Source organism: Pseudactinotalea suaedae, assembly GCF_009733815.1.
GTDB classification, from domain to species: Bacteria; Actinomycetota; Actinomycetes; order Actinomycetales; family Beutenbergiaceae; genus Pseudactinotalea; species Pseudactinotalea suaedae.
Map to the genome: position 1 here is coordinate 98,377 of NZ_WNXY01000002.1, position 26,169 is coordinate 124,545.

At 70.5% G+C, this 26,169-nt stretch carries 20 protein-coding genes; 13 read left to right on the forward strand and 7 right to left on the reverse strand.

What is annotated here, in order from left to right:
• Window positions 1–23: 23 nt before the first annotated feature.
• The gene (sucB, locus tag GPA04_RS03875; RefSeq protein WP_156222591.1) at window positions 24–1,940 is read left to right on the forward strand and encodes a 2-oxoglutarate dehydrogenase, E2 component, dihydrolipoamide succinyltransferase; all 1,917 of its coding nucleotides are present in this window, start codon (window positions 24–26) and stop codon (window positions 1,938–1,940) included.
• 3 nt (window positions 1,941–1,943) lie between these two features.
• Here the strand turns inward: sucB and GPA04_RS03880 are convergent, their stop codons facing one another.
• Window positions 1,944–3,272 (reverse strand): protein kinase domain-containing protein, encoded by a 1,329-nt coding sequence (locus GPA04_RS03880; protein ID WP_156222593.1) that lies wholly within the window; start codon window positions 3,270–3,272, stop codon window positions 1,944–1,946.
• 77 nt (window positions 3,273–3,349) lie between these two features.
• On the opposite strand from GPA04_RS03880, the gene GPA04_RS03885 reads away from it, so the two are divergent.
• A complete protein-coding gene (locus GPA04_RS03885; protein WP_156222595.1) occupies window positions 3,350–4,099 on the forward strand; it encodes a DUF4191 domain-containing protein in 750 nt (249 codons plus the stop codon).
• A 3-nt stretch (window positions 4,100–4,102) separates the two neighbouring features.
• Here the strand turns inward: GPA04_RS03885 and GPA04_RS20970 are convergent, their stop codons facing one another.
• Window positions 4,103–4,486, reverse strand: a complete 384-nt coding sequence (locus GPA04_RS20970; protein WP_162458512.1) for an RDD family protein — start codon at window positions 4,484–4,486, stop codon at window positions 4,103–4,105.
• Window positions 4,487–4,618: 132 nt separating this feature from the next.
• Here GPA04_RS20970 and glnA (GPA04_RS03895) point away from each other — a divergent pair, with 132 nt between their 5' ends.
• Complete coding sequence (gene glnA / locus GPA04_RS03895) at window positions 4,619–6,043, forward strand: type I glutamate--ammonia ligase (protein WP_156222599.1); 1,425 nt, start codon at window positions 4,619–4,621, stop codon at window positions 6,041–6,043.
• A 435-nt stretch (window positions 6,044–6,478) separates the two neighbouring features.
• On the opposite strand, the gene GPA04_RS03900 is transcribed toward glnA (GPA04_RS03895), so the two are convergent.
• Complete coding sequence (locus GPA04_RS03900; RefSeq protein ID WP_162458513.1) at window positions 6,479–7,405, reverse strand: GlxA family transcriptional regulator; 927 nt, start codon at window positions 7,403–7,405, stop codon at window positions 6,479–6,481.
• Window positions 7,406–7,760: 355 nt separating this feature from the next.
• On the opposite strand from GPA04_RS03900, the gene GPA04_RS03905 reads away from it, so the two are divergent.
• The 3 genes from GPA04_RS03905 to GPA04_RS03915 are packed head-to-tail and all read left to right on the forward strand — an operon-like array spanning window position 7,761 to window position 10,189.
• A complete protein-coding gene (locus GPA04_RS03905; RefSeq protein ID WP_156222603.1) occupies window positions 7,761–8,585 on the forward strand; it encodes an alpha/beta fold hydrolase in 825 nt (274 codons plus the stop codon).
• A gap of 36 nt (window positions 8,586–8,621) precedes the next feature.
• Complete coding sequence (locus GPA04_RS03910) at window positions 8,622–9,422, forward strand: alpha/beta hydrolase (RefSeq protein ID WP_156222605.1); 801 nt, start codon at window positions 8,622–8,624, stop codon at window positions 9,420–9,422.
• Complete coding sequence (locus GPA04_RS03915) at window positions 9,398–10,189, forward strand: MBL fold metallo-hydrolase (protein ID WP_241680593.1); 792 nt, start codon at window positions 9,398–9,400, stop codon at window positions 10,187–10,189. The genes GPA04_RS03910 and GPA04_RS03915 overlap by 25 nt, the downstream gene beginning before the upstream one ends.
• Window positions 10,190–10,231: 42 nt before the next feature.
• Here the strand turns inward: GPA04_RS03915 and GPA04_RS03920 are convergent, their stop codons facing one another.
• Entirely contained in the window at window positions 10,232–10,576 is a 345-nt protein-coding gene (locus tag GPA04_RS03920) for a DUF2255 family protein (RefSeq protein WP_162458514.1), read from the reverse strand.
• A gap of 28 nt (window positions 10,577–10,604) precedes the next feature.
• A complete protein-coding gene (locus GPA04_RS03925; RefSeq protein ID WP_162458515.1) occupies window positions 10,605–11,687 on the reverse strand; it encodes a M23 family metallopeptidase in 1,083 nt (360 codons plus the stop codon).
• 225 nt (window positions 11,688–11,912) lie between these two features.
• On the opposite strand from GPA04_RS03925, the gene GPA04_RS03930 reads away from it, so the two are divergent.
• From GPA04_RS03930 to narI, 6 genes are all read left to right on the forward strand, one after another.
• Complete coding sequence (locus GPA04_RS03930; RefSeq protein ID WP_156222611.1) at window positions 11,913–12,566, forward strand: class I SAM-dependent methyltransferase; 654 nt, start codon at window positions 11,913–11,915, stop codon at window positions 12,564–12,566.
• Window positions 12,567–12,706: 140 nt separating this feature from the next.
• Window positions 12,707–13,948 carry an MFS transporter gene (locus GPA04_RS03935; RefSeq protein ID WP_241680594.1) on the forward strand — a complete coding sequence of 414 codons (1,242 nt, stop codon included), beginning with the start codon at window positions 12,707–12,709 and terminating at the stop codon, window positions 13,946–13,948.
• Entirely contained in the window at window positions 13,945–17,637 is a 3,693-nt protein-coding gene (locus GPA04_RS03940; RefSeq protein WP_156222613.1) for a nitrate reductase subunit alpha, read from the forward strand. Before GPA04_RS03935 ends, GPA04_RS03940 begins: the two co-directional genes overlap by 4 nt.
• Window positions 17,637–19,289 carry a nitrate reductase subunit beta gene (gene narH, locus GPA04_RS03945; RefSeq protein ID WP_156222615.1) on the forward strand — a complete coding sequence of 551 codons (1,653 nt, stop codon included), beginning with the start codon at window positions 17,637–17,639 and terminating at the stop codon, window positions 19,287–19,289. Before GPA04_RS03940 ends, narH begins: the two co-directional genes overlap by 1 nt.
• On the forward strand, window positions 19,286–19,975 hold the full coding sequence (narJ, locus tag GPA04_RS03950; protein ID WP_156222617.1) for a nitrate reductase molybdenum cofactor assembly chaperone: 690 nt from the start codon (window positions 19,286–19,288) through the stop codon (window positions 19,973–19,975). The genes narH and narJ overlap by 4 nt, the downstream gene beginning before the upstream one ends.
• A gap of 12 nt (window positions 19,976–19,987) precedes the next feature.
• On the forward strand, window positions 19,988–20,716 hold the full coding sequence (narI, locus tag GPA04_RS03955) for a respiratory nitrate reductase subunit gamma (protein WP_156222619.1): 729 nt from the start codon (window positions 19,988–19,990) through the stop codon (window positions 20,714–20,716).
• Between the two features lie 23 nt (window positions 20,717–20,739).
• Here narI and GPA04_RS03960 read toward each other — a convergent pair whose 3' ends face one another.
• A complete protein-coding gene (locus GPA04_RS03960; RefSeq protein WP_156222620.1) occupies window positions 20,740–23,790 on the reverse strand; it encodes a bifunctional [glutamine synthetase] adenylyltransferase/[glutamine synthetase]-adenylyl-L-tyrosine phosphorylase in 3,051 nt (1,016 codons plus the stop codon).
• A gap of 13 nt (window positions 23,791–23,803) precedes the next feature.
• On the reverse strand, window positions 23,804–25,138 hold the full coding sequence (glnA, locus tag GPA04_RS03965; RefSeq protein WP_156222622.1) for a type I glutamate--ammonia ligase: 1,335 nt from the start codon (window positions 25,136–25,138) through the stop codon (window positions 23,804–23,806).
• 150 nt (window positions 25,139–25,288) lie between these two features.
• On the opposite strand from glnA (GPA04_RS03965), the gene panB reads away from it, so the two are divergent.
• Window positions 25,289–26,161, forward strand: coding sequence for a 3-methyl-2-oxobutanoate hydroxymethyltransferase (panB, locus tag GPA04_RS03970; protein ID WP_156222624.1), 873 nt, complete (start codon window positions 25,289–25,291; stop codon window positions 26,159–26,161).
• Window positions 26,162–26,169 lie beyond the last annotated feature (8 nt).

The window sequence follows — 26,169 nt, forward strand, 5'->3', positions numbered from 1 at the left end:
CGGCACCACGAAGGAGAACCTCCATGTCACAGAACGTCCAGATGCCTGCGCTCGGCGAGAGCGTGACCGAGGGCACCGTGACCCGGTGGCTCAAGGCCGTGGGCGAGGAAGTGGCGGTCGACGAGCCGCTGCTCGAGGTCTCGACCGACAAGGTCGACACGGAGATCCCCTCTCCGATCGCGGGTGTGCTCGAGAAGATCCTCGTCGAGGAGGACGAGACCGTCGAGATCGGCACCGACCTCGCCGTCATCGGTGACGGCAGCGGGTCCGAGTCCTCCGACGACGGCGACCAGGGCGCGTCCGAGGAGTCGAACGAGGCGGCCGATCAGGCCGGCGAGTCGGAGCAGTCCGGCGAGTCCGAGGAGTCCGGCGAGGAGGCCGCCCCCGCGGTCCCCGAGACGGGCGTCGCCGACACCCCGGCCGAGCAGGCGCAGGAGCTGGCCGCCGAGGACGAGCCTTCGCAGGACCAGCCCGCAGAGGAGCAGCCCGAGCAGGAGGCCGCACCGGCTTCCGGAGGCGGCGGAGGCGGCGGTGGCGACCGGACCGCGGTGACGCTGCCCGCTCTGGGCGAGAGCGTGACCGAGGGCACCGTGACCCGGTGGCTCAAGTCGGTCGGTGACGACGTGACGGTCGACGAGCCGCTGCTCGAGATCTCCACCGACAAGGTGGACACCGAGATCCCCTCCCCCGTGGCCGGCACGCTCCTGGAGATCGTGGCGCAGGAGGACGAGACCGTCGAGGTCGGCGCGAACCTCGCGTTCGTCGGTTCCGACTCCGGTGCCGCACCCGCGCAGGAGAAGGCTCCCGCCCCCGCTCCCGTGGAGGAGCAGAAGCCGGAGCCCGAGCCTGAGCCCGAGAAGGCACCGGAGCCCGAGCCCGAGCCGGCAGCTGAGCCCGAGCCCGAGAAGGCACCCGAGCCGGCTCCCGCGCCGAAGGCCGAGGAGCCTGCTGCGGAGGCGTCGGACCAGCAGGGCGAGACCGTCGACGCGAGCGGCTCGTACGTGACGCCGCTGGTGCGCAAGCTCGCCGCCGACAAGGGCGTGGACCTGGCCGAGCTCAAGGGTTCCGGTGTCGGCGGCCGCATCCGCAAGCAGGATGTTCTCGATGCCGCCGAGGCTGCCGAGAAGGCCAAGGCCGAGGCGGAGGCCGCCAAGCAGGCTGCCGCCCAGCCCGCGGCAGCACCCGCCGCCGCGGCCTCGAAGGCCGAGCTGCCGGTCTCGCCGCTGCGTGGGACCCGCGAGAAGATGTCGCGCCTGCGCAAGATCGTGGCGTCGCGGATGGTCGAGTCGCTGCAGGTCTCTGCCCAGCTGACCACGGTGCTCGAGGTCGACATGACCAGGGTCGCCCGGCTGCGTGGCCGCGCGAAGGAGGAGTTCGCCAAGCGCGAGGGTGCCAAGCTCACGTTCCTGCCGTTCATCACGCTGGCGGCGGCGGAGGCTCTCAAGGCCTACCCGAAGATCAACGCGAGCATCGACGGCGAGGAGATCGTCTACCACGGCTCCGAGAACATCGGGATCGCGGTCGACACCGAGCGCGGCCTGGTGGTGCCGGTGATCAAGGAGGCCGGTGACCTCAACATCGGCGGCATCGCCCGCAAGATCGCCGACCTCGCCTCGCGCACCCGCGCCAACAAGGCGACGCCGGATGAGCTGAGCGGCGGTACCTTCACGATCACCAACACCGGCTCCGGCGGCGCCCTGTTCGACACGCCGATCCTGCTGCAGCCGCAGGTCGCGATGCTCGGGACCGGGACGATCGTGAAGCGCCCGGTGGTCGTGACCGACGCCGACGGCGCCGAGGTCATCGCGGTGCGGTCGATGATGTATCTGGCCCTGTCTTACGACCACCGCCTGATCGACGGCGCCGACGCCGCGCGGTTCCTCACCGCCGTGAAGAACCGCCTCGAGGCGGGCGAGTTCGAGGCGTCGCTGGGGCTGTAGCCGCTAGTCGCAGGAGCTGACGCGCTCGACGGCCCAGTGCGGGCCGTCGAGCCGCAGCGCCAGCACGACACACCTCGGCGGCTGCGCGGGCACCTGCTCGATCGATCCCGCCGTGGTGCGCTCGTGGGCGCCCTGCGTCAGCACCGCCTGCACGAGTGCGGTCCGCTCGGTGGCTTCGAGCACCTCGGCATCGCCGACCGTGGTGCGCAGCCCGCTCAGCCGGGTCTCGCCGAGCGACTCCAGCAGCGCGAGGTCGTCGCTGCGAGCCGGGGAACCGGCGGCCGTGACCGCCGCCAGCGCGGACGCATCGGCCGCCACGAGCGCGTCGTCGCGGGCGCGAACCAGGTCGGTCACCACCTCCGTCAGCGACGTCGAGGACCCGACGACGGCCGAGCCCTCCTGTGCGCTCGTCCGGCCCTGGTCCTCGGGCCAGAGCAGCCATGTCGGTACGGCCACCGCGACGGCCACGAGCATCGCCACCACCGCGCGGCGGACCGAGGTCACGCGGCGGTGGCGAGCACGTCGTCGTCGGGTGGGCCGCAGGACCGTGGGCGCGGCCTGAGCCTTGGCGCGCAGCGCCGCACCGGCGAGCACCGAGGGTGGCGGCACCTGCACCGGTTCCCGGTGCAGGTCGGCGAGCTGGGCCGTGAGAGAGCCGGCCGAGGGCCGCGCGTGCGGATCCTCCGCCGTGGCAGCGGCCAGGGCTCGTGCGACGCGGTCGCGGTCCCCCACGTGCGTGCACCACACGCACACGGTGGCGAGCGCCCACACGTCGGCGGCGGGACCTGCGACCTGCCCGGCCCGCACCTCGGGCGCCACGAACCCGGTGGTGCCGGCCTCGCCGGCCAGATCGGCGAGGAGGTCGACGAGCACGGGCTGAGCTCCGCCGTCGGCCTCTCGGTGGGCGAGCACCACGTTGGTGGGCGCGACGTCGCCGTGCACGAGGCCGTGGCGGTGGAGCTCGGCCAGCGCGCCGGCGAGGTGATGCGCGACGCTGAGGCTCTCGGCGGCGGGCAGACCCATGCGGCTGGTACGGACGGTCGCGAGCGTCGGCCCGGGGACGAGATCGGTGACGACCAGGCGGTCGTCGACGTGCTCGGGCATCGTGCGCACACGGGCCAGGCCGGGGTGGTCGAGCGTGCGCAGCAGCGCGAGCCGCCGCTCCCGCGCCGCCTGTGTGGCGGGGTCGACATCCGGCAGCACGCGGACGGCGACCTGCTCGCCGCTCTCGGTGCTCGCCGCCCATGCCACGCCGCCGGAGCCCGAGCCCAAGGGCGCGCCGAGCCGGAGCCCGGTCAGCGGGACCCCGCGCAACGTCGCCGGTGTGGTCATGCCGCAAGCCAACACCGGATCGTCGCCGGTCTGCAGAAGTTATCCACAGCACCGGCCCCCGGTAGGCTGTGGGTATCATGGCAAGGAAGAACGCGGAAGCCGCCGAGGGCGGCGCCAAGGCGGACAAGCAGCAGAAGCCGCCCAAGGAGAAGAAGCGCCGCTGGTATCACCAGGTGTGGGAGATCTACACCATGGTGCGAGAGCAGCAGCCCTCGATCACGTGGCTGCTGCTCCTCATCGTGCTGGGCGCCGCCGCTCTGGGCGCGCTGGTCGGCATCCTCATCAACTACCCGTGGGGCATCACGGCGTTCATGGGTCTGGCGTTCGGCCTCATGGGCGGCATGCTGCTGCTCGGGCGCCGCGCCGAGTACTTCGCCTACAAGCGCATCGAGGGCCAGCCCGGCGCGGTCTCCGCGGCGCTGGGGACGATCCGGCGCGGCTGGAACATCGAGGACGAGCCGGTCGCCGTCGACCCCCGCCACCAGGACATGATCTTCCGCGCGGTCGGCCGTCCGGGTGTCGTGCTCGTCAGCGAGGGGCCGGCGCACCGCGTCGGCAAGATGCTCGAGGCCGAGAAGAAGCGGGTCAACCGCGTGGTCCCCAACATCCCCGTGATCTTCATCCAGGAGGGCCGTGGCGAGGGCCAGGTGCCGCTGCCGCAGCTCGCGAAGACCGTGCAGAAGCAGAAGAAGCGACTGCCCGCCGCCACGGTTCCCGAGGTGTCGAAGCGGCTGCGCGCGCTGCACCACATGAACCGGCTGCCGGTCCCCAAGGGCATCGACCCGCTGCGCGCCCGGCCGGACCGCAAGGCTTCGCGCGGGCGCTGAGGCTCAGGCCCGCTCGCCCAGCCGCACCAGCTCGGTGCCGGCCCAGATGTCGTGCATGCCGCGGCCGTCCTGCCGCGAGCTGATCCCCACGGGGACGATCAGGCACAGTGCGAGCGTGCGCACGAGCGCCTGGAGAAGGCTCGCCGGCCGACCGTCGACGCGCCGCACACCCATGCCTGCGAGGCGCTGCCCGAAGGACGAGCCGAGGGTCGCCGTCAAGAGCGTGCGCTGCCCGATGAAGATCAGCAGGGTCGCGATCGGGTCGAGCTGGAAGAACCCCGCGCTGATGGCCAGCGCCACACCCCAGTCGAGTGCGAGCCCCAGCGCGCGGCGACCCCATAGGCTGCTCGGGTGCCCAGCAGGTGGGACAGGCGTCTCATCGGTCACGTGGATCACCCTACGGTGATCGATATCGCGGCCGTGTAACACGCACGACACATCAGCGAGACGCACGGGAAACGGCCCGGCCCTAGCGTGGGGACGTCCCGAGCGGGAGCCCGAACGAGTACAGGAGACTGGATGTTCAGCAATGCCGAGGAGGCCATCGCCTTCACCAGGAACGAAGGCGTCGAGTTCGTCGATGTGCGGTTCATCGACCTGCCCGGTGTGCAGCAGCACTTCAACATCCCGGCTGCGGCTTTCAACGACGACGCGTTCTCCGAGGGGCTGATGTTCGACGGTTCGTCGATCCGCGGCTTCCAGGCGATCCACGAGTCCGACATGAAGCTGATCCCGGATGTCACGACGGCGTTCGTCGACCCGTTCCGGACGGCCAAGACGCTGGTCGTGTACTTCTCGATCGTCGACCCCTTCACCGATGAGCCGTACTCGCGCGACCCGCGCACGATCGCCGCCAAGGCCGAGGCGTACCTGACCTCGACCGGCATCGCGGACACCGTGTACTTCGGCGCCGAGGCCGAGTTCTACCTCTTCGACGACGTGCGGTTCCAGACCAACGCCCAGTCCTCCTACTACTACATCGACTCGGTCGAGGCGGCCTGGAACACCGGCCGCGAGGAAGAGGGCGGCAACCTCGGGTACAAGACCCGGTTCAAGGGCGGCTACTTCCCGCTGTCCCCGAGCGACCGGTTCGCGGACCTGCGCGACGAGATGGTCAAGCAGCTGGGTGCGATCGGCCTCGAGGTCGAGCGCGCGCACCACGAGGTGGGCACCGCGGGCCAGCAGGAGATCAACTACCGGTTCAACAGCCTGCGCGCCTCGGCCGACGACCTGATGAAGTTCAAGTACGTCATCAAGAACGTCGCGTTCAACGCCGGCAAGGCCGCCACCTTCATGCCGAAGCCGATCTTCGGCGACAACGGCTCGGGCATGCACTCCCACCAGTCGTTGTGGAAGAACGGCGAGCCGCTGTTCTACGACGAGAAGGGCTACGGCGGCCTGTCCGACATGGCCCGCTGGTACATCGGTGGCCTGCTCAAGCACGCGCCCTCGCTGCTGGCGTTCACGAACCCCTCGGCGAACTCCTACCACCGCCTGGTGCCCGGCTTCGAGGCTCCGGTGAACCTGGTCTACTCGGCTCGTAACCGTTCCGCCTGCATCCGTATCCCGATCACGGGCAACTCCCCCAAGGCCAAGCGCATCGAGTTCCGCGTGCCGGACCCGAGCTCGAACCCCTATCTGGCGTTCTCGGCCATGCTGATGGCGGGCCTGGACGGCATCAAGAACCGCATCGAGCCGCCGGAGCCGGTCGACAAGGACCTGTACGAGCTGCCCCCCGAGGAGCACGCGCAGATCGCTCAGGTGCCGGACAGCCTCACCGGCGTGCTGGACGCCCTCGAGGCCGACCACGACTACCTCACCGAGGGCGACGTGTTCACGCCCGACCTCATCGAGACCTGGGTCGACTACAAGCGCACCACCGAGGTCGACGCGCTGCGGCTGCGCCCGCACCCGCACGAGTTCGAGCTGTACTTCGACGTCTGAGGAGTGAGCGGTCGCCGGACGCGCCAGCGGACGGCGACCGCGAGCCCCGCAAAGACGTCGACACGAGCACGACGTCTGAGGAGTGAGCGGTCGCCGGACGCGCCAGCGTTCGTGCACGCAGAGCTCGAGCGCGACGTTCGGGACGATGAGGGCTCCGGCTTCGCCGGGGCCCTCATCGCATTCACAGCGACCCAACGAGCCGGGTGTGCCGCAGACGTCACTCCCCTGAGCGGACTCACCGTGTGCGCGGCTCGAGCGGATTGGCACACTGGGCACCATGACGTCCGATGACGTCGGGACCGGAGGAGCCATCACCCACGTGCGTCGCCGCCGGTCGCCTCGGCCGGACGGCGAGCAGGACGGCGTCGCGCCGAGGCGTTCCCGGTCGACGACAGCCACTGAGGCGAGGTCGGGAGAGTGCGCGGGTCACGCGACTCAGGCGGGTTGCGGTGTGCGGAAGGCCGTTCGGTAGTCGCGTGGGCTCGCGCCGGCGTGCGCGATGAAGTGCCGTCGCATCGCCTGGGTCGAGCCGAACCCGGCGGTGTAGGCGACGTCGGTGATCGTCAGCTCCGTCTCCTCGAGCAAGGCACGTGCTCGCTCGACGCGCTGGCGCGAGACCCACGCCTGCAGGCTCTCGCCGACCTCGCTGTGGAACCGCCGCTCCAAGGTGCGGGAGCTCATGTGCGCGCGTCGCGCCACGATGTCGACCGTCAGCGGCTCGGCGAGGTTCGCGAGCATCCACTCCATCACCGGTGCGAGCGGACCGGACACCGGTCGGGACCGTGCGGTCGCGTACTGCGCCTGGCCACCGATCCGGTGCGGCGGGCTGATCAGGATGCGGGACACATCGTTGGCGTAGGCCTGTCCGTGGTCGAGGCGGAGGATGTGGAGGCAGAGGTCGGCCGACGCGAGCATGCCGCCGGAGGACAACACCTGGCCGTCGTCGACGTACATCGCGTGCTCGACGAGCTCCGCCGCCGGGAACGCCGCGCGGAACTCCTCGGCGAGCGCCCAGTGCGTGGTCACCCGTCGTCCGTCGAGGATCCCCGCGTGCCCGAGCACGAAGGCACCAGCGCAGAGCGACACCATCCTCGCGCCCCGGGCCGCTGCCGCCGAGAGGGCATCCAGCAGGACCGGGTCCTGGGGCTCCCACGGCGCCTCGAGTCCGGGTACCACGACGGTGTCTGCGTCCGCCACCTCCGTCAGCGAGCCGAGCTCGCTCATCGAGAAGCCGAGCGACGTGCCGAGCCCGACGGCGCCGCAGACACGCACGTCGTACGGAGGTTCGGTCTCGGTCCGGATCTTGGCGAAGACCGACGGGCGGCGCCCGAACGCCTGCGCCGCGACCGCGAGGTCGAGCACGAATGTCCCTGGTAGGGCGACGATCACGACGCGGTGGGCCACCACAACCGCTCCTGTCCCGAATCGTTCGAAGATTGACGCCTGGCGTGCTGCCGGGGCGCACGGATGCTCCGAGACTGATGCCATCGACGCGAAAGGAGCGTCATGGCGTCCCACGCACCATCATCCTCGTTCTGGCGGGCCCCACAACCGTCTTGACGATGACGTCCCCGAGCTGACGACGCCCCGACGCCGGGTGGACAGCTCGCACGCGGCGTTGAGGCCGTCGCCACGCGGCCGGTGGCCGCAGATCGTGGTCGTTGCCGACCGCCCTCCCCTGCCCGAACCGCCGATCTACTCCCCCAGGAGACGAGTCATGCCCTATGTCACCGCTACCGACGGTGCCCGGATCTACTACAAGGACTGGGGCACCGGCCGACCTGTTGTCCTCGCCCACGGCTGGCCGCTGAACGCGGACAGCTGGGAGGCACAGCAGCACTTCCTCGCGGCGAACGGTTTCCGCGCGATCGCACACGACCGCCGGGGGCACGGCCGGTCCACCCAGACGTGGCACGGCAACGACATGGACGCGTACGCCGACGACCTCGCCGTCCTGATCGACACGCTCGACCTGCACGATGCCACCCTGGTGGGCTTCTCCACGGGCGGCGGCGAGGTCGTCCGCTACATCGGCCGGCACGGCACCGACCGCATCGCGCAGCTGGTCCTGGTCTCCGCGGTGCCGCCGTTCATGCTCCGGACCGATGACAACCCCGACGGGGTTCCGATCGAGGTGTTCGACGGCATCCGGGCAGGCTCGCTCGCCGACCGGTCCCAGACCTACCGGGACCTCGCGGACGGGCCGTTCTTCGGGAACAACCGCGAGGGTCAGCATCCCTCCCAAGGCATGCGGGACGCCTTCTGGCTCCAGGGCCTGCAAGCAGGTGCCCGCAACGCCTATGAGTGCATCGCTGCATTCTCCGCGACCGACTTCCGAGCCGACCTCGACAAGGTCGACGTGCCCACGCTGGTGATCCACGGCGACGACGACCAGGTCGTCCCCTTCGAGGTCGGGGGCAGGAAGTCAGCGGAACGCGTGGCCGGCGCCCAGCTCAAGGTCTACCGCGGCGCGCCGCACGGCATCACCGACACGCACAAGAAGCAGCTCAACCACGACCTGCTCGAGTTCCTCACGTCCTGAATCCCCACCGCAGCACATCGAGACCGGAGCACGAACATGCCTGACCAACCCGACACCATCGTCCTCGTGCACGGCTTCTGGGTCACCCCCCGGAGCTGGGAGCACTGGGTCGCGCACTACGAGGGCAAGGGCTACCGGGTGCTCGCCCCCGGCTACCCCGGGTTCGAGATCGAGGTCGAAGGACTGCGCGCGAGTCCCGAGATCATCGTCGCGGTCACGGTCCCGGCGATCATCGCCAAGCTCGAGTCAGTGCTCGCCGAGCTGGACAGCCCACCGATCATCATCGGTCACTCGGCCGGGGGCGCGTTCACCCAGATCCTGCTCGACCACGGCTACGGCGCAGCAGGCGTGGCCATGAGCTCAGCTCCCACCGAGGGGGTGCGAGTGGTGCCGGCGTCACAGGTGCGGTCGACATTCCCGGTCCTCAAGAGCCCGGCGAACCGGCACAAGGCCGTCGGCCTCGACCTCGACCAGTGGCGCTACGCGTTCACCAACACCTTCCCGGAGGATGAGGTCGTGGCGACTCACGAGCGCTATCACATCCCCGCGAACGGCGGCATCCTCTGGGGGAGCGTGCTGGCCAACTTCCAACCCGGTCACCAGGACACCTGGGTCGACTACAAGAACGACAAGCGTGCGCCGTTGCTGTTCGTCAGCGGTTCGGAGGACCACATCATGCCCCCGTCGGTGCAGCGTTCGAACGCCAAGCACTACAAGTCGGACACCGTCACCGAGACGAGAGAGTACGAGGGCTTCGCCCATCTCCTGCCGGCGCAGCAGGGCTGGCAGACCATCGCGGACGAGGTGCTCGAGTGGGCAGTGGCTCACGCGCGATGAACGTCACGCACATCGGCGGGCCGACGACCCTGATCGAGGTCGGTGGATGGCGGGTGCTCACGGACCCGACGTTCGATCCGCCGGGGGGCCACTACGCCTTCGGCTGGGGCACGTCCTCGAACAAGGTTGCCGGACCGGCGGTGCCGGCGACCGAGCTCGGACCGCTCGACCTGGTGCTGCTCACGCACGACCAGCACGCCGACAACCTCGACGCCGCCGGCCGGGCGCTGCTGCCGACCGTGCCGCAGGTTCTGACGACGCGGGCCGCGGCCACGAGGCTGGGAGGCGGCGGTGCACGTGGGTTGCGCCCCGGCGCGACCCACGTGCTCGAGTCGCGCGGCCGGGAGCTGCTGGAGGTCACCGCGACCCCCGCGCGGCACGGTCCGCCGATGTCGCGGCCGATCGTCGGTGAGGTCGTGGGATTTCTGCTGCGCTGCGCCGGGACGACGGTGTGGATCACGGGCGACACCGTGCTGCATCGTCGGTTGCGTCGGGCCATCCGCGACGTGCAGGTCGACGTGATGATCGTCCACGTCGGTGGCGTGCGGTTCCGGCAGACGGGCCCGGTCCGGTACACGCTGACGGGCCGGCGGGCCGTGGACCTGGTCCGGCTGGCTCATCCCCGGATAGCGGTGCCCGTCCACTACGAGGGCTGGACGCACTTCGCCGACGGCCCGGCCGGTCTGAAGCGGGCGCTCGACGCCGCACCCGACGACGTCCGGGCACGGATCCAGAGGTTGCCGTCCGGCGTGCGCACCGCGCTCTGACGGTCCCCGTGGCCCGGTGCGAGGTTGGCGCGGGGCGGCTGCTCAACCGAGGTCGGCACGCACGAACACGGGCGGATCCTGTCGCCACGCCGCGATGATGCTCGGATGCTGGCGATACTTCGCCGCGAAGGCGTCGAGCACCTGCGGGATCTCTTCGGGCGCGGCCAGCGTGGCAGCTCCCTGCCACGAGCCCTTCGCCGATCGAACCTCCAAGGACCCCGCCTCCAGCGCGTTCTGTAGCCAGTCGCCCCGGAGGCCGTGGCGGGAGGCGGCGTAGAACCTGCGCTCGATGATGACGAACCACACGGTCACCACGTGCTCCGCGCCGGTGCGCCTGCCGTGGGTGACGACCCTGCACGTCCGGGTGTGGAGCTCGTCCGGTCTCACCTGCACAGGGTCGCAGATCGTGCTGCCGCTACCTTGGCGCAGCAGCCTTGCCGGGCGTGGTCAGGGGGTCGTCGGGGGGCGCTTGCGTGACCGCGGTCGACGTGGGCTCCGGCTCCGGCAGAGAGGTCGGCTCCGCGGTGGTCGGGGTCTCGGTCGGCCCATCGGTAGGCGTCGGCTCGGGATCGGTCGGGCCATCCGTCGGGTCGGTCGTCGGATCCTCGGTCGCGTCCTCGGTCGGGTCCGGGACCGAAGGATCGTCGGTGGGGTCTGGCGTCGGCTCCTCGGTGGGTGTCGGGTCCGTCGAGGGCTCCGGTGAGGGCTCCGGTTCTGGAGCTGGTGGCGTCTGCTCGACAGGCTCGGGCTCTGGCTCGCCGTAAGGCTCGTCGATGGGAGGTCCGTCGCCCTGCTCCGCGCCGGTCCAGTCCCACTGGTACGGATCGTTCGGATCGCCCTGCGTGGACTCGTCTTCCGACGACGCGCGACCGCCAGGGACGGCGACCCCCCGCTCCTGCAGGTAGTTCACCGGATTGACCGCCGCGCCGTTCACCCATGCCGAGAAGTGAAGGTGCGGGCCGGTGGACCTGCCTTCGCTGCCGACCAGGGCGATCACGTCTCCCGTGATCACGTCATCGCCGACGGCGACCAGGACGCCGGCCTGGCTCATGTGGTTGTAGGCGGTGCTGGTCCCGTCCAGGTGCTGGATGACCACGACCCATCCAGACAGCCCCAGCATCTTGTTGCCGTGACCCACGTACGTCACCACACCCGATCCCGCGGCAAGGATCTGCGCCCCCAGGGGCGCGGCCAGGTCGATGCCGTTGTGGAACGCGCTCGACGTCACTCCGGGGATGATCCCTCGGTTCCCGAACTGGGACAGCAGGCGCGCGCTGGGAAGTGGGTGAGTCCACGACTCCTCGACGGAGATCGGCTTGGGACCCTGCGACCAGACCTGGGCCGTCGTGAACTGCCAGACGGCGTCCGCAGCGACGGTGATGACCGGTGAGACATCCGGCATGTCTTCGGCGGCGATCGTGTCCCAGGCAGCCTCGTCCGGGATCTCGGCGAGCGACGGCGCGACGCCGGCGAGCCACAGGGCACCGCAGGACAGCATCGCTGCTGCATACCTCGCAGTACGACCGGCCTTCATCTCGATGGTCCGATGCTGGTGGGGTTCGACCGCGTCGCTCCGACAAGGCCTGGTGGGGACTCGTTCGTCTCGACGCTCGGCCCGACAGTAGCAGGCTCGATCGCGCCGGAGGAGGTGGATCTGTTTCCCGCATTTGCTAGATCAGCAACCGCAGTTGCCAGCCTGATTCGTGCCGTGCAAGATGACGACATGAGCCACAAGCACACGGACGCGCAGCAGGGCGCGCAAGCGGCAGAGATGTTCGAGCCGGACAGCTGGGACGAGCGTTATTCCGGTGCCGAGACCGTCTGGAGCGGCAAGCCCAACCCGCAGCTGGTCACGATCGTCTCGACGCTCTCACCCGGCACTGCTCTGGACGTCGGCTGCGGCGAGGGCGGCGACGTCATCTGGCTCGCCCAGCAGGGCTGGCAGGTCACCGGTGCCGACTTCTCCCGCACCGGCCTCGACCGCGCAGCACGCCATGCCGCGGCTGCCGGCGTCGCCGACCGCGTGGACTGGTGGCAGGTCGACGCCCGCACGTTCGCGGCGCAGGGCCGCTCCTTCGACCTGGTCACCACCCACTACCTCCACCCGCCCGACGGCGGCATGGTCGCCGTCGCGGGCCGGCTCGCCGAGGCCGTGGCGCCCGGTGGGCACCTCCTGATCGTCGGTCACGCGATCTCGCCGATGTTCGAGCACCTCACGGAGAGTCACCGGAGGGCCATGTTCACCTCCACCGACCTCCTCGACGCTCTGCCTGCCGGTTTCGAGGTCCTCGTGGCCGAGGACCGGCCCCGCAGCGTCGTCCGTGACGGCAAGCAGGTCGACATCGCCGACGCGACACTGCTCGCCACCCGCCGTTAGGACGCGGGCCCACGCGGGGTCCACGCGCAGACGCCGGCTGAGGCTGCTGGGGGGACGCTCGCACGCCGCCTCCTGATCGCCTGCGGTCTCGCCAACCCGTGGCTAGATTCGTGAGCAGTCTCCCTAGGAGGACTGCACCGGTGGACACGGCGAGCGCTCCAGACAGGCCCCGGACCGAGAACGTCGGGCAGGGCAACCGCTGGCTCATGCTCGGTCTGGCCACACTGGGGTTCGCCGTGAACTTCTGGGCCTGGGCGCTGCTCAGCCCGCTCGGCCCGAAGTTCCTGCAGAGCGGGTCGCTCGGTGAGCTGACCCAGAGCGACGTCGCCCTCCTGGTCGCCGTACCCGTGGTGGTGGGCAGTCTGGGCAGGATCGTCGTGGGTGCGCTGACCGACACCTACGGTGGCCGCGTCATGTTCCCGGCCGTCTCGGCCCTCACCGTGGTGCCAATCCTCTTCCTCGCGTTCTTCGCGCTCGACTCCTACGCGATGCTGCTCGTCGGTGGGTTCTTCCTCGGCATCGGCGGGACCGCCTTCGCCGTAGGTGTCCCGTTCGTCAACGCGTGGTTCCCACCTGCGCAGCGCGGCCTCGCGATCGGCATCTTCGGCGCCGGGATGGGCGGCACCGCGATCAGCGCCATCACCACGGTCAAGCTCTACGACGACCTCGGGCAGACCGCGCCCTTCCTCATCACGGCGGCTGTGCTGGCGATCTACGCGGTGGTGTCCTGGCTGCTGCTGCGCGACGCCCCCGGGCGAACCCCGCAACCGCCGGGCTTCCTCAGGCGCGTGCTCAGCAACATGAGGCTTCCGGTCACGTGGCGCGCCTCCTTGCTGTACGCCGTCGCGTTCGGTGGTTACGTCGCCTTCTCCGTGTACCTGCCCACCTACCTGATGACGGCGCACGACCTCGAACCGGCCGATGCCTCCAACCGGATGGCCGGTTTCGTGGTCGTGGCCGTGCTGATGCGGCCCGTGGGAGGGTGGCTGTCCGACAAGCTCGGGTCGATCCCCGTGCTGACGGGCGTGTTCGCGGTCACCGCGGTGTGCGCGGCGATCGCCTCGACGCAGCCACCGCTGCTGCTGCTCGGCACGATCGACTTCCTGCTGATGGCGGCCGCGCTCGGCGCGGGCAGCGGAGCCGTCTTCGCCCTGATCGCCCAGGTCACCGACCCCACGAGAGTCGGGGGCGTCACCGGCGTGGTCGGCGCGGCCGGTGGTCTGGGTGGTTTCGTGCCGCCTCTGATCATGGGCTGGGTCTACGGCCAGACCCAGTCGTACGCCATCGGCCTGTGGCTGCTGGCCGGGACCGCCGCCTTCGTCCTCGCGCTGACGCTGACGTCCGTCAGGCGGCTCGCTCAGCAGAAGGGAGCTCAGGCATGACCAGCAGCATCGACGGTCCCATCACCGCGGCGCTCATGGCGGGTCGGGAGTTCTTCACACGCACCGAGGTTTCCGAGGACCGCCGCAGCCTCTACAAGGAGGGCGGCCGCGAAGGTGACGTCTTCTACCGCGACCGGTGGTCCCACGACAAGGTGGTCCGCTCGACGCACGGCGTCAACTGCACCGGCTCCTGCTCGTGGAAGGTCTACGTCAAGGACGGCATCATCACGTGGGAGTCCCAGCAGACCGACTACCCCACCGCCGGTGCCGACCGGCCGGACTACGAGCCCCGCGGCTGCCCCCGTGGCGCCGCGTTCTCCTGGTACACCTACTCCCCCACCCGGGTCCGGTACCCGTACGTGCGCGGCGTGCTGCTCGAGATGTTCAGGGAGGCCCGCAACCGGCTGGGCGACCCGGTAGCGGCGTGGGCGAGCATCGTCGAGGAGCCCGAGCGCGCCGCCCGTTACAAGAAGGCACGCGGCAAGGGCGGGCTGGTGCGTTGCTCGTGGGAGGAGGCGGCCGAGATGTTCGCAGCCGCCCACGTGCACACGATCCGGCGCTGGGGCCCTGACCGCATCGCCGGTTTCTCCCCGATCCCCGCGATGTCGATGGTCTCCCACGCCTCGGGCGCACGGTGGACCTCGCTCATCGGCGGCGCGATGCTCTCGTTCTACGACTGGTACGCCGATCTCCCGGTCGCCTCCCCGCAGATCTTCGGCGACCAGACCGACGTTCCGGAGTCCGGTGACTGGTGGGACGCGAGCTACCTCATGATGTGGGGCTCGAACGTCCCGGTCACGCGCACACCCGACGCGCACTGGATGGCCGAGGCCCGCTACCGCGGCCAGAAGGTCGTGGTGGTCGCGCCCGACTACGCCGACAACGTCAAGTTCGCCGACGAGTGGTTGCCGGCCGCCCCCGGCACCGACGCCGCGCTCGCCATGGCGATGGGGCACGTGGTGCTCCGCGAGTTCTTCGTCGACCGTCAGGTCGAGTACTTCACCGACTACGTCCGGCGGTACACCGACCTCCCGTACCTCATCCGTCTCGAGCAGATGCCCGACGGCGGAGCTCGTCCGGGCAAGTTCCTCACCGCCGCGGACCTCGGCCACGAGGTGGAGAACGCAGCCTTCATGCCGGTCCTGATGGACCAGGCGGGCAACCCGGTGGTCCCGAACGGTTCGCTGGGGCACCGTTTCGGTGAGGCCGGGCTCGGCCGGTGGAACCTGGACCTGGGTGACGTCACCCCGGCGCTGTCGCTGCTGGGCGGCGAGGACGGCGAGCAACGCCTCCTCGAGCTGCCCCGCTTCGACCACGCCGGTGGTCCTGACGCCGCCGGCGGCACCGTCGCGCGCGGCGTCCCGGTGCGCCGGGTCGGCGACCACCTCGTGACCACGGTGATGGACCTCATGCTCGCCCAGTACGGCGTCGCCCGCCCTGGGCTCGAGGGTGACTACGCCCGCGGCTACGACGATGCCGAGGCGCCGTACACGCCCGCCTGGCAGGAGCCGATCACCGGTGTCCCCGCTGATGCGGTGGCCCGGATCGCGCGGGAGTTCGCGCAGAACGCCGAGGACTCGCGCGGTCGATCGATGATCATCGTGGGAGCCGGTGCGAACCACTGGTTCCACTCCGACCTGATCTACCGCGCCATGCTGCTGCTGACCACGATCACCGGCTGTCAGGGCGTCAACGGTGGCGGCTGGGCCCACTACGTGGGCCAGGAGAAGGCGCGCCCGGTCACCGGATGGGCGCAGGTGGCATCGGCGCTGGACTGGAGCCGGCCCGCCCGGCAGATGATCCAGACCGCGTACTGGTACCTGCACACCGACCAGTTCCGTTACGACAACTACGACATGAGCCGGCTGTCCGCCGCCACCGGCACCGGTCGTTTTGCCGGTATGGGCACAGCCGACGGCCTCGCGATGTCGAGCCGGCTGGGCTGGATGCCGTCCTACCCCACCTTCAACCGGAACTCGCTCGACCTGGTGGACGAGGCCGACGCCGCCGGTGTGGAGCCCGCGGAGTACGTCGTCAGGTCGCTCCAGGACGGGTCGCTGGAGTTCGCGTGCCAGGACCCGGACGCGCGGGAGAACTTCCCGCGCATCCTGACGATGTGGCGCGCGAACCTGTTCGGCAGCTCGGGCAAGGGCAACGAGTACTTCCTCAAGCACCTGCTCGGCACCGACGACTCGGTCTCGGCCCGGGAGACGCCACCCGAGGGCCGGCCGCGGGACATCCGGTGGCACGAGGAGGCACCCGAGGGCAAGCTCGACCTGCTGGTCACGCTCGACTTCAGGATGACGTCCTCGACGCTGCTCTCCGACATCGTCCTCCCCGCGGCCACGTGGTACGAGAAGCACGACATCTCCACCACCGACATGCATCCCTTCATCCACTCCTTCAACCCGGCGATCGACCCGCCGTGGGAGACCCGCACCGACTGGGACATCTTCCGCACCCTCGCCACCCGGTTCTCCGAGCTGGCGAAGGAGCACCTCGGGGTCCGCCGCGACCTCGTGGCGGCACCCCTGATGCACGACAGCCCGGATGCGATGGCGACACCGGGCGGTGTCGTGAAGGACTGGCGCGCGGGCGAGTGCGAGCCGGTTCCGGGAGTGACGATGCCGAGGCTGATCGTCGTCGAGCGCGACTACGGGGCGATCGGTGACAAGCTCACGGCTCTGGGTCCGCTGATGGAGAAGCTGGGCGCCACCACCAAGGCGGTGACGTTCGACGTCGGTCGCGAGGTGGACCAGCTGAAGACACGGCTCGGCACGGTGCACGCGCCCGGCCGCGCGAGCGACGGTCGCCCGAACCTGGAGAAGGCGATCTCCGTGGCCGAGACGATCATGACGCTCTCGGGCACCACGAACGGTCACCTCGCGACCCAGGGCTTCCGCACGCTCGAGAAGCGCACCGGCACCCGGCTGGCCGACCTCGCTGCCGAGCACGAGGGCAAACAGATCACCTTCGCCGACACCCAGGCGGCACCGGTGCCGGTGATCACCTCACCCGAGTGGTCAGGTTCGGAGACGGGCGGCCGCCGGTACAGCCCGTTCACGATCAACACCGAGCGGCTCAAGCCGTGGCACACGCTCACCGGGCGGCAGCACTTCTTCCTCGACCACGACTGGATGCTCGAGCTGGGCGAGGCGTTGCCGACCTACAAGCCACCGCTCGACATGACCGAGATCTTCGGCGAGGCGCCGATCGGCGAGGTGAACGAGCTCGGGGTGTCGGTCCGCTATCTGACCCCGCACAACAAGTGGTCGATCCACTCCGAGTACCAGGACAACCTGTTCATGCTGGCGCTCTCGCGCGGCGGTCCGGTGATCTGGCTCTCCGACAGGGACGCGGCCAAGGTGGGCATCGCCGACAACGACTGGGTCGAGGCGGTCAACCGCAACGGCGTGGTCGCGGCACGCGCGATCGTGTCGCACCGGATGCCTGAGGGCACCGTCTACATGCACCACGCGCAGGACCGGCTGATCGACGTGCCGCGCACCGAGACCACCGGCAAACGGGGCGGCATCCACAACTCGCTGACCCGCATCATGCTCAAGCCCAGCCACCTGATCGGCGGCTACGCACAGCTCGCGTTCGCCTTCAACTACCTCGGGCCGACGGGGAACCAGCGAGACGAGGTGACGATGATCCGGAAGCGTCGCACGGAGGTGCGTTACTGATGCGTGTCATGGCTCAGATGGCGATGGTGATGAACCTCGACAAGTGCATCGGGTGCCACACCTGCTCGGTGACCTGCAAGCAGGCATGGACCAACCGGGCCGGCACCGAGTACGTCTGGTTCAACAACGTCGAGACCAGGCCCGGCCTCGGCTACCCCCGCCGCTACGAGGACCAGGACCAGTGGGAGGGCGGCTGGGTCCGCAAGCGCAACGGACGGCTCGCGCTGCGGGCGGGTGGCCGCTTCAAGAAGCTGCTCTCGATCTTCTCGAACCCCAAGATGCCCTCGATCGAGGACTACTACGAGCCCTGGACCTACGACTACGAGACCCTGGTCCGCGCGCCCGCCTCCGACACGTTTCCGGTGGCGCGTCCGAAGTCGCTGCTCTCGGGCGAGAACATGTCGATCGAGTGGTCGGCCAACTGGGACGACAACCTCGCCGGGTCCGGGGAGCACGCCGCCACGGACGTGATGCTCAAGGACATCGGCGAGAAGGTGAAGCTCGAGTTCGAGCAGACCTTCATGTTCTACCTCCCGCGCATCTGCGAGCACTGCCTCAACCCCTCCTGCGCCGCCTCCTGCCCCTCGGGTGCGATCTACAAGCGCAGCGAGGACGGCATCGTGCTGGTCGACCAGGACCGCTGCCGCGGCTGGCGCATGTGCATCTCGGGCTGCCCGTACAAGAAGGTCTACTTCAACCACAAGACCGGCAAGGCCGAGAAGTGCACGTTCTGCTACCCGCGCATCGAGGTCGGCATCCCCACGGTGTGCTCCGAGACGTGCGTGGGCAGGCTGCGCTACATCGGGCTGATGCTCTACGACGCGGACAAGGTCCTCGAGGCCGCCGCGGTGGAGGACGACCACGACCTCTACGAGTCGCAGCGCTCGGTGTTCCTCGACCCGAACGACCCGCAGGTGCAGCGTGAGGCCGCGGCATCCGGGATCCCCCTCGACTGGGTCGAGGCGGCCAAGCGCTCACCCGTGTGGAAGCTGATCAACACCTACAAGGTCGCGCTGCCGTTGCACCCCGAGTACCGCACGATGCCGATGGTCTGGTACATCCCGCCGCTCTCCCCCGTGGTCGACATCATCCGTGACACCGGCCACGACGCCGAGGACAAGGGCAACCTGTTCGCGGCGATCGAGGCGCTGCGCATCCCGATCGGCTACCTCGCCAACCTGTTCACCGCGGGCGACATCGGCCCCGTCGACGCCGTGCTCCGCAAGCTCGCCGCGATGCGCGCCTACATGCGTGACATCAACCTCGGCGACGAGGGTGACGACGCGATCGCCGAGGCGGTCGGGATGTCGGGTACCGACATGTACGAGATGTTCCGGCTGCTCGCGATCGCCAAGTACGACGAGCGGTACGTCATCCCGACCGCGCACGCCGAGCAGGCGCACGCGCTCGAGGAGCTCGCGACCGACTGCCCGGTCTCGGAGTACGGGGGCGGCCAGCAGGACCTGTTCGGCGAGGGCTCCGGAACCCCCACACCCGTCGCCGTCGAGAACTTCAGGATGCTCCAGGACCGGCAGACGGCCGACCACATGCCCGAGAACCCGATGAAGGGCCGGGTCAACCTCCTCAACTGGGACGGCAAGGGCAGGCCAGGTGGCCTGTTCCCGGCGCGTGAGGAGGAGGACCGACGATGAGACGCCGTCGCGGGACCAGCCGGTCAGCCGCCGTCGAACCGACATGGCTCGCCTGCTCGCTGCTGCTCGACTACCCCACCCAGCGACTGATCGACGGGCTCGAGCAGGTCGCAGCGCTCGCTCCCGGAGATCCTCACCTGCAGGAGCTGGTGACGTACCTGCGGGTCACACCGCTGCCGGACGCGCAGGCCGAGTACGTCGCGACGTTCGACCTCACTCGCAGGTGCGCGCCCTATCTGACCTACTACGCCTACGGCGACACCCGCCGGCGCGGCGTGGCGCTCCTGGAGGTCAAGCAGGCCTACCGACGCGCGGGCGTGGAGTGGACCGCCGACGAGCTGCCCGACCACCTGTGCGCCGTGCTGCGGCTGGGTGCGACCGTGGACGTCGACACCGCCTGGAAGCTGCTCCGGCAGCACCGGGCAGGGGTCGAGATGCTGCGGATCGCGTTGGCGGGGTTCCGGCGGCCGCACGGTGGCACCGGTTCACCCTGGCACAGCGCTCTGCTCAGCCTGTGCGCGACGTTCCCGCCGCTGCACGGAGACGATGCCGACGCCGTCGCGCGCCTCGTGGCGGAGGGGCCACCGGCCGAGGAGGTCGGTCTCGCCCCGTACAGCGCGGAGCCGTTGATCGCGGGCCCGCGCATCCCTGTTCTCGACCGCGCCGAGCCCGCCCGGGCCCGCTGAGAGGAGCACGTCATGGACACCTTTCTCTGGGTCGTGTTCCCGTACCTGTGTCTGGCGACGTTCGTGGTGGGGCACCTGTGGCGGTACCGCTACGACAAGTTCGGCTGGACCACCCGGTCCTCGCAGCTGTACGAGAACCGGTTGCTGCGGTTCGGGTCGCCGCTGTTCCACTTCGGGATGCTCGGTGTGGTCGGCGGGCACGTGATCGGCCTGCTGATCCCGACCGCGTGGACGGACTTCTTGGGGATCGACGACCACGCGTACCACCTGGTCGCCGTGATCGGTGGGCTCGCGGCAGGCATCGCCACGGTCGTGGGCATGGTCATCCTGATCTACCGACGGCGAACGGTCGGCCCGGTGTTCTCCGCCACCACGAACATGGACAAGGTGATGTACGCGTTCCTCGGCGCCGTCATCGTGCTGGGCATGTGGAACACCATCGCCGGGTCGATCCTCAACCTCGGTGGTGAGTACAACTACCGCGAGGGTGTCTCGGTCTGGTACCGCTCGTTCCTGGCGTTCCAGCCGCAGCCCGAGCTGATGGCTACGGCGCCGATCGGGTTCCAGCTGCACGCGTTCGTGGCGTTCGTCCTGTTCGCGCTCTGGCCGTTCACACGGCTCGTTCACGTGTTCTCGGCACCGCTGGGCTACCTGACCCGGCCGTACATCGTGTACCGGTCGCGCAGCACCGACCGGCTGGGGTCCACCCCGCCCAAGCGCGGCTGGGACCGCGTGGGCTGAGACGCCGGATCGGGTCGCCGAGCTCAGTCGAAGAACACCTTCTCCACGACCACGCGCGCCCGGCGTGCGGCCCGCAGCCAGTCCTGCTCGAGGTCGCCGGTGTGCCCGGGCTGGTACCCCATCAGCCGGGCGACACCCGCGAGCACGTCCCGCTCGCTCGGCAGCACGTCCACCTTGTTCCCGGTGGTGCGCCCGGACCACAGCACGTTGGCGTTGCGGAGCCGGCTCGCGAGCGACCACGCCGCGCTCAGCCGCACCACCTCCACCGGGGTCAGCAGCCCAGCCGTGCGGGCGGCGCTCAAGGCCTCCAGCGTCGAGGTGGTCCGTAGCTCGGGGATCGTGCCCGCGTGCTGGAGCTGCAGCAGCTGGGCGGTCCACTCCACGTCCGCCAGCCCGCCGCGCCCCAGCTTGAGGTGGTGCGTGGCCGGGACGCCGCGCGGGAGCCGCTCGGACTCCACGCGCGCCTTGATGCGGCGCAGCTCGCGCACCTCGGAGGTCGGCAGCCCGCCCTCGGGGTAGCGCAGCGGGTCGATGAGCTCGAGGAACCGCGCTCCCAGCTCCTCCGAACCGGCGACGGGCCGTGCCCGCAGCAATGCCTGGCGCTCCCAGCCCAGCGCCCACCGCCGGTAGTACTCGCTGTAGGAGGCGAGCGTGCGCACCAGCGGCCCGTTGCGCCCCTCCGGCCGGAGCTGGGCGTCCACCGCCAGCGGCGGCTCCGGGTTGCTCCCCCCGAGCAGCGACTGCACCTGCTGCGCGACCGAGAGCGCCCATTTCTCGGCGATCTCGGCCACCACGCCGGGGTGCGGGTCGTGGACGAACAGCACGTCGGCGTCGCTCGCGTACCCGAGCTCGGACCCGCCGAGCCGGCCCATCGCGATCACGGCGAAGCTCGACGGCGGCTCGTCCAGCCCTGCCGCGTTCGTCGCCTCGACCGTGGCGATCCTTAGCGCGCCAGCCAGCGCGACGTCAGCCGCGGGGCTGATCACCCGCATCGCCGTCTCGACCGGGACGTCGGCGAGCACGTCGCCGATCGCCCCACGGGTCAGCTCGCGGCGCCGGACGAACCGGACCGCCTGCGCCGCCGGTGCCGGCTCGGACCGCCGGCTGATCATCGCCCGCATGCCGCTCATGACCACCTCGGGGTCGCGCGGACGCAGCTCGTCCTGGTCGCCCAGCCAGGCGACCGACTCCGGCGACCGTGCGAGGTTGTCCGCCACGTACCTGCTCGAGGACAGCAGGTGTGCCAGCCGCTCCCCCGCCGCCGAGGAGTCACGCAGCAGCTTGAGGTACCAGTGGGTGGCGCCCAGCTCGTCCGACAGCTTGCGGAAGGCGAGCAGGCCGCCGTCGGGATCCGCGCCCTCCCCGAACCAGCCGAGCATGACGGGCAGCAGCTGCCGCTGGATCGCCGCCCGCCGCGACAGCCCCTCGGTGAGCGCCGTGATGTGTCGGAGCGCGCCCGCGGGGTCGCGGTAGCCGATGGCGCCCAGCCGGGCCACCGCCGCCTCGGGCTCCAGGGAGACGTCGTCGGCCGAGAGCCGCGCCGTGAACGGCAGCAGCGGCCGGTAGTACAGCTCCTCGTGCAGGCGCCGCACCTCGCGGCGCGTCGCGCGCCACCGGGACTGCAGGCCCGAGGCGCCGTCGATGCCGCCGCCCAACGACCGGGACAGCCTGCGCAGGTCACCGTCGGCCGTGGGCATCAGGTGGGTGCGTCGCATCCGGAACAGCTGGATCCGGTGCTCGAGAAGGCGGAGGAACCGGTAGCAGCCCGCCAGCTCGGCCGCGTGGTCGCGGCCCACGTAGCCGGCGGCGGACAGCGCCGAGAGCGCCGAGAGCGTGTTGGCGGAGCGGATCGAGGGGTCCACCCGGCCGTGCACCAGCTGCAGCAGCTGCACCGTGAACTCGACGTCCCGCAGGCCACCGCGCCCGAGCTTGATCTGGCGGTCCGCCTCCGCCGGCGGCACGTTCTCCTCCACCCGGCGGCGCATCGCCTGGGAGTCCTCCACGAAGTTCTCACGCCCGACGGCGTCCCACACCATCGGGCGGGTGGCGTCCAGGTAGGCCTGGCTCAGGTCCGCGTCGCCGGCCACGTGCCTGGCCTTGAGCAGCGCCTGGAACTCCCACGTCTTGGCCCACCGCTCGTAGTAGGCGATGTGGGAGCGCAGCGTCCGCACCAGCGGGCCGTTGCGGCCCTCGGGTCGCAGGTTCGGGTCGACCTCCCAGAGCGCGGGCTCACGGGAGGTGGTCGAGCACATCTTGGCGAGCCCGCTCGCGAGCCGCGTGCCGATCTTGAGCGCAGCGTCCTCGTCGCCACCCTCGGCGGGCTCGACCACGTAGATCACGTCGACGTCGGAGATGTAGTTGAGCTCCCGGCCACCGGTCTTGCCCATCCCCAGCACCGCGATGCGCGCCTGCCGGCCGCCGTCGGGCAGCTCGGCGCGCGCCAGTGCGAGCGCAGCCTCGAGGGCGGCGGCCGCGAGATTCGCCAACGCGCCGGCGACCTCCGGCAGGAAGCTCTGCGGGTCGGTGGCGGTCAGGTCCTCGGTGGCGATCGCCACCAGGATCCTCCGGTAGGCGAGCCGCATCGCGTCGAGGGTCCCGGTCGCGGCCGGCGCCGCCGCGACCGGCATCGCGGCGGCCGGGTCGGCACCGACCGCCTCGAGCAGCAGCGTCCGCATCGTGTCCGGGTCGGCGGCGACGCCGTTGCGCGGGCGCACGACGACGTCGATCTGGTCCGGATGAGCCACGACCCAGTCCCCGAGGGCGGCAGAACCACCGAGCAGGGCGAGCAGATGGCGACGCGGCGCTCCGCCGTCGGCGATCACACGGACCAGACGCGCCCGCTGCTCGGCATCGAGGACGTCGCCCAGGCGCGACAGGCCGAGCAGGGCGAGGTCGGGGTCGGCGACGCCCTCGAACGCCTGGCTGAGGTCGCGCTGGTCGGGTCCGAGCGCGTCGCGCGCCTCGCCCAGCAGTCCCGAGGACAGCAGCGACGCCGCGCGCGGCACGTCGGCGAAGCCGGCTCGGGCGAGCGCAGCGTCGAGCGTGCCGGATCGGTGGCTGCTCCCGGTGCTCACGCCTGGCTCGACCTCAGATCACGCCGACGCGGGCGACCTCGTACGGGGTGACCTGCGCGCGGTAGTCGCTCCACTCCTGGCGCTTGTTGGCGAGGAAGTGGTTGAACACGTTCTCGCCGAGGGTGTCGGCCACGAGCTCGGAGGCCTCCATCGCGCGGACCGCCTGCTCGAGCGAACCGGGCAGCGGCTCGATCCCGAGGGCGCGGCGCTCGGCGTCCGAGAGCAGCCAGACGTTGTCCTCGGCCTCCTCGGGGAGCTCGTAGCCCTCCTCGATGCCCTTGAGACCGGCGCGCAGGATGAGCGCGTAGGCCAGGTAGGGGTTGGCGGAGGAGTCGAGGCCGCGGTACTCCACCCGGGCGCTCTGGGACTTGCCCGGCTTGTACATCGGCACCCGCACCAGCGCGGACCGGTTGTTGTGACCCCAGCACTTGTAGCTCGGGGCCTCACCGCCGCCCCAGAGCCGCTTGTAGGAGTTGACGAACTGGTTCGTGACCGCGGTGATCTCCGAGCTGTGGCGCAGCAGCCCGGCCATGAACGCCCGGGCCGTGTCGGAGAGCTGGTACTCGCCGCCGGGGGCGTGGAAGGCGTTGGCGTCGCCCTCGAACAGCGACACGTGCGTGTGCATGCCCGAACCGGGTGCGCCGGCCATCGGCTTCGGCATGAAGGTCGCGGTGAAACCCTGCTCCAGCGACACCTCCTTGACCACCGACCGGAACGTCATGATGTTGTCGGCGGTGGTGAGCGCGTCCGCGTAGCGCAGGTCGATCTCGTTCTGACCCGGGCCGGCCTCGTGGTGGGAGAACTCGACGGAGATCCCCATCGACTCCAGCAGCGTGATCGCCGCACGCCGGAAGTCGTGCCCCGAGCCGCGCGCCACGTGGTCGAAGTAGCCCGCGGTGTCGATCGGCACCAGCGGCGCCCCCTCGTGCTCCTGCGGCTGGAACAGGTAGAACTCGATCTCGGGGTGGGTGTAGAAGGTGAAACCGGCGTCACTGGCCTTCGCGAGCGCCCGCTTGAGCACGTTGCGCGGGTCGGCCATGGCGGGCTCGCCGTCGGGGGTGAGGATGTCACAGAACATGCGCGCGGTGCCGAGCTTGCCGCCCCGCCAGGGCAGCACCTGGAAGGTCGAGGGGTCGGGGCGCGCGATCATGTCCGACTCGGAGACCCGGGCCAGGCCCTCGATGGCCGAGCCGTCGAAGCCGATCCCCTCGGAGAAGGCGCCCTCGAGCTCTGCGGGCGCGATGGCCACGGACTTCAGCACGCCGAGCACGTCGGTGAACCAGAGCCGGATGAACCGGATGTCACGCTCTTCGATCGCCCGGAGGACGTACTCCTGCTGTCTGTCCACCCCACCGCTCCGCTCTGTCGGATATCCGCCACGCTCGCGTTCGCGCGGGCGCGGGAGCGAGCGGTTCCATCATGTCAGCCCGCGGGGTCCCGCCGCGCATCCGACTCCTCGTCGGACGGCACCTCATCCGAGCCGCACTAGGCTGGCAGCATGTCTGACCCCGACGGCGTGCCCGGCGTTGCCGAGCGTCCTTCTGCCCTTCCTCCCGTCGGCGTCGAGCCCGCCAAGCGTGTCCGCGTGCAGCACCTGCGTGCCGCGAAGGACAACGGCGAGAAGCTGACGATGCTGACGGCCTACGACCTGCCGACCGCGCGGATCTTCGACGCGGCGGGGGTCGACATGCTGCTCGTGGGCGACTCCTACGGCGACAACATGCTCGGTCACGCGAGCACCATCCCGGTCACCGTGGAGGAGCTGATCCCGGCGGTCCGCGCGGTCACGCGCGGTGCCAGGCGCGCGATGGTGGTGGCCGACCTCCCGTTCGGCAGCTACGAGGCCAGCCCGCAGCAGGCGATGGCGAACGCCACCCGGATGCTGAAGGAGGGCGGCGCGCAGGCGGTGAAGTTCGAGGGCGGCCGCCGGGTGGCGGAGCACGTGCGGCTGCTGACGGCCTCCGGTGTGCCGGTCGTCGGGCATCTGGGGTTCACGCCGCAGTCGGAGAACATCCTGGGCGGCAAGCGCGTGCAGGGCCGCGGCGGCGAGGCGGCCGAGGAGGTCCTCGCCGATGCCGAGGCGCTCGAGGAGGCCGGTGCGGTCGCCGTCGTGCTCGAGATGGTCCCAGCAGCGGTGGCCGAGCGGGTCACCCGGGAGCTGAGCATCCCCACGATCGGGATCGGCGCCGGCGCGGCGTGCGACGGCCAGGTGCTCGTGTGGCTCGACATGGTCGGCATGGGCGGCTGGTCGCCACGGTTCGCGAAGCAGTTCGGCTCGGTCGGCGCCGAGATCGACCGCGCCACCCGCTCCTACGTCGACGAGGTGCGCGCCGGGACCTTCCCCGGGCGCGAGCACACCTACTGGGACTGAGGCCCGCG

Excerpts from the sequence above, each read along its gene's own strand:
- sucB (WP_156222591.1), top strand. The coding sequence starts at position 24 with ATGTCACAGAACGTCCAGATGCCTGCGCTCGGCGAGAGCGTGACCGAG.
- GPA04_RS03880 (WP_156222593.1), bottom strand. The coding sequence starts at position 3,272 with ATGACCACACCGGCGACGTTGCGCGGGGTCCCGCTGACCGGGCTCCGG.
- GPA04_RS03885 (WP_156222595.1), top strand. The coding sequence starts at position 3,350 with ATGGCAAGGAAGAACGCGGAAGCCGCCGAGGGCGGCGCCAAGGCGGAC.
- glnA (WP_156222599.1), top strand. The coding sequence starts at position 4,619 with ATGTTCAGCAATGCCGAGGAGGCCATCGCCTTCACCAGGAACGAAGGC.
- GPA04_RS03905 (WP_156222603.1), top strand. The coding sequence starts at position 7,761 with ATGCCCTATGTCACCGCTACCGACGGTGCCCGGATCTACTACAAGGAC.
- GPA04_RS03910 (WP_156222605.1), top strand. The coding sequence starts at position 8,622 with ATGCCTGACCAACCCGACACCATCGTCCTCGTGCACGGCTTCTGGGTC.
- GPA04_RS03925 (WP_162458515.1), bottom strand. The coding sequence starts at position 11,687 with ATGCTGTCCTGCGGTGCCCTGTGGCTCGCCGGCGTCGCGCCGTCGCTC.
- GPA04_RS03930 (WP_156222611.1), top strand. The coding sequence starts at position 11,913 with ATGAGCCACAAGCACACGGACGCGCAGCAGGGCGCGCAAGCGGCAGAG.
- GPA04_RS03940 (WP_156222613.1), top strand. The coding sequence starts at position 13,945 with ATGACCAGCAGCATCGACGGTCCCATCACCGCGGCGCTCATGGCGGGT.
- narH (WP_156222615.1), top strand. The coding sequence starts at position 17,637 with ATGCGTGTCATGGCTCAGATGGCGATGGTGATGAACCTCGACAAGTGC.
- narJ (WP_156222617.1), top strand. The coding sequence starts at position 19,286 with ATGAGACGCCGTCGCGGGACCAGCCGGTCAGCCGCCGTCGAACCGACA.
- narI (WP_156222619.1), top strand. The coding sequence starts at position 19,988 with ATGGACACCTTTCTCTGGGTCGTGTTCCCGTACCTGTGTCTGGCGACG.
- panB (WP_156222624.1), top strand. The coding sequence starts at position 25,289 with ATGTCTGACCCCGACGGCGTGCCCGGCGTTGCCGAGCGTCCTTCTGCC.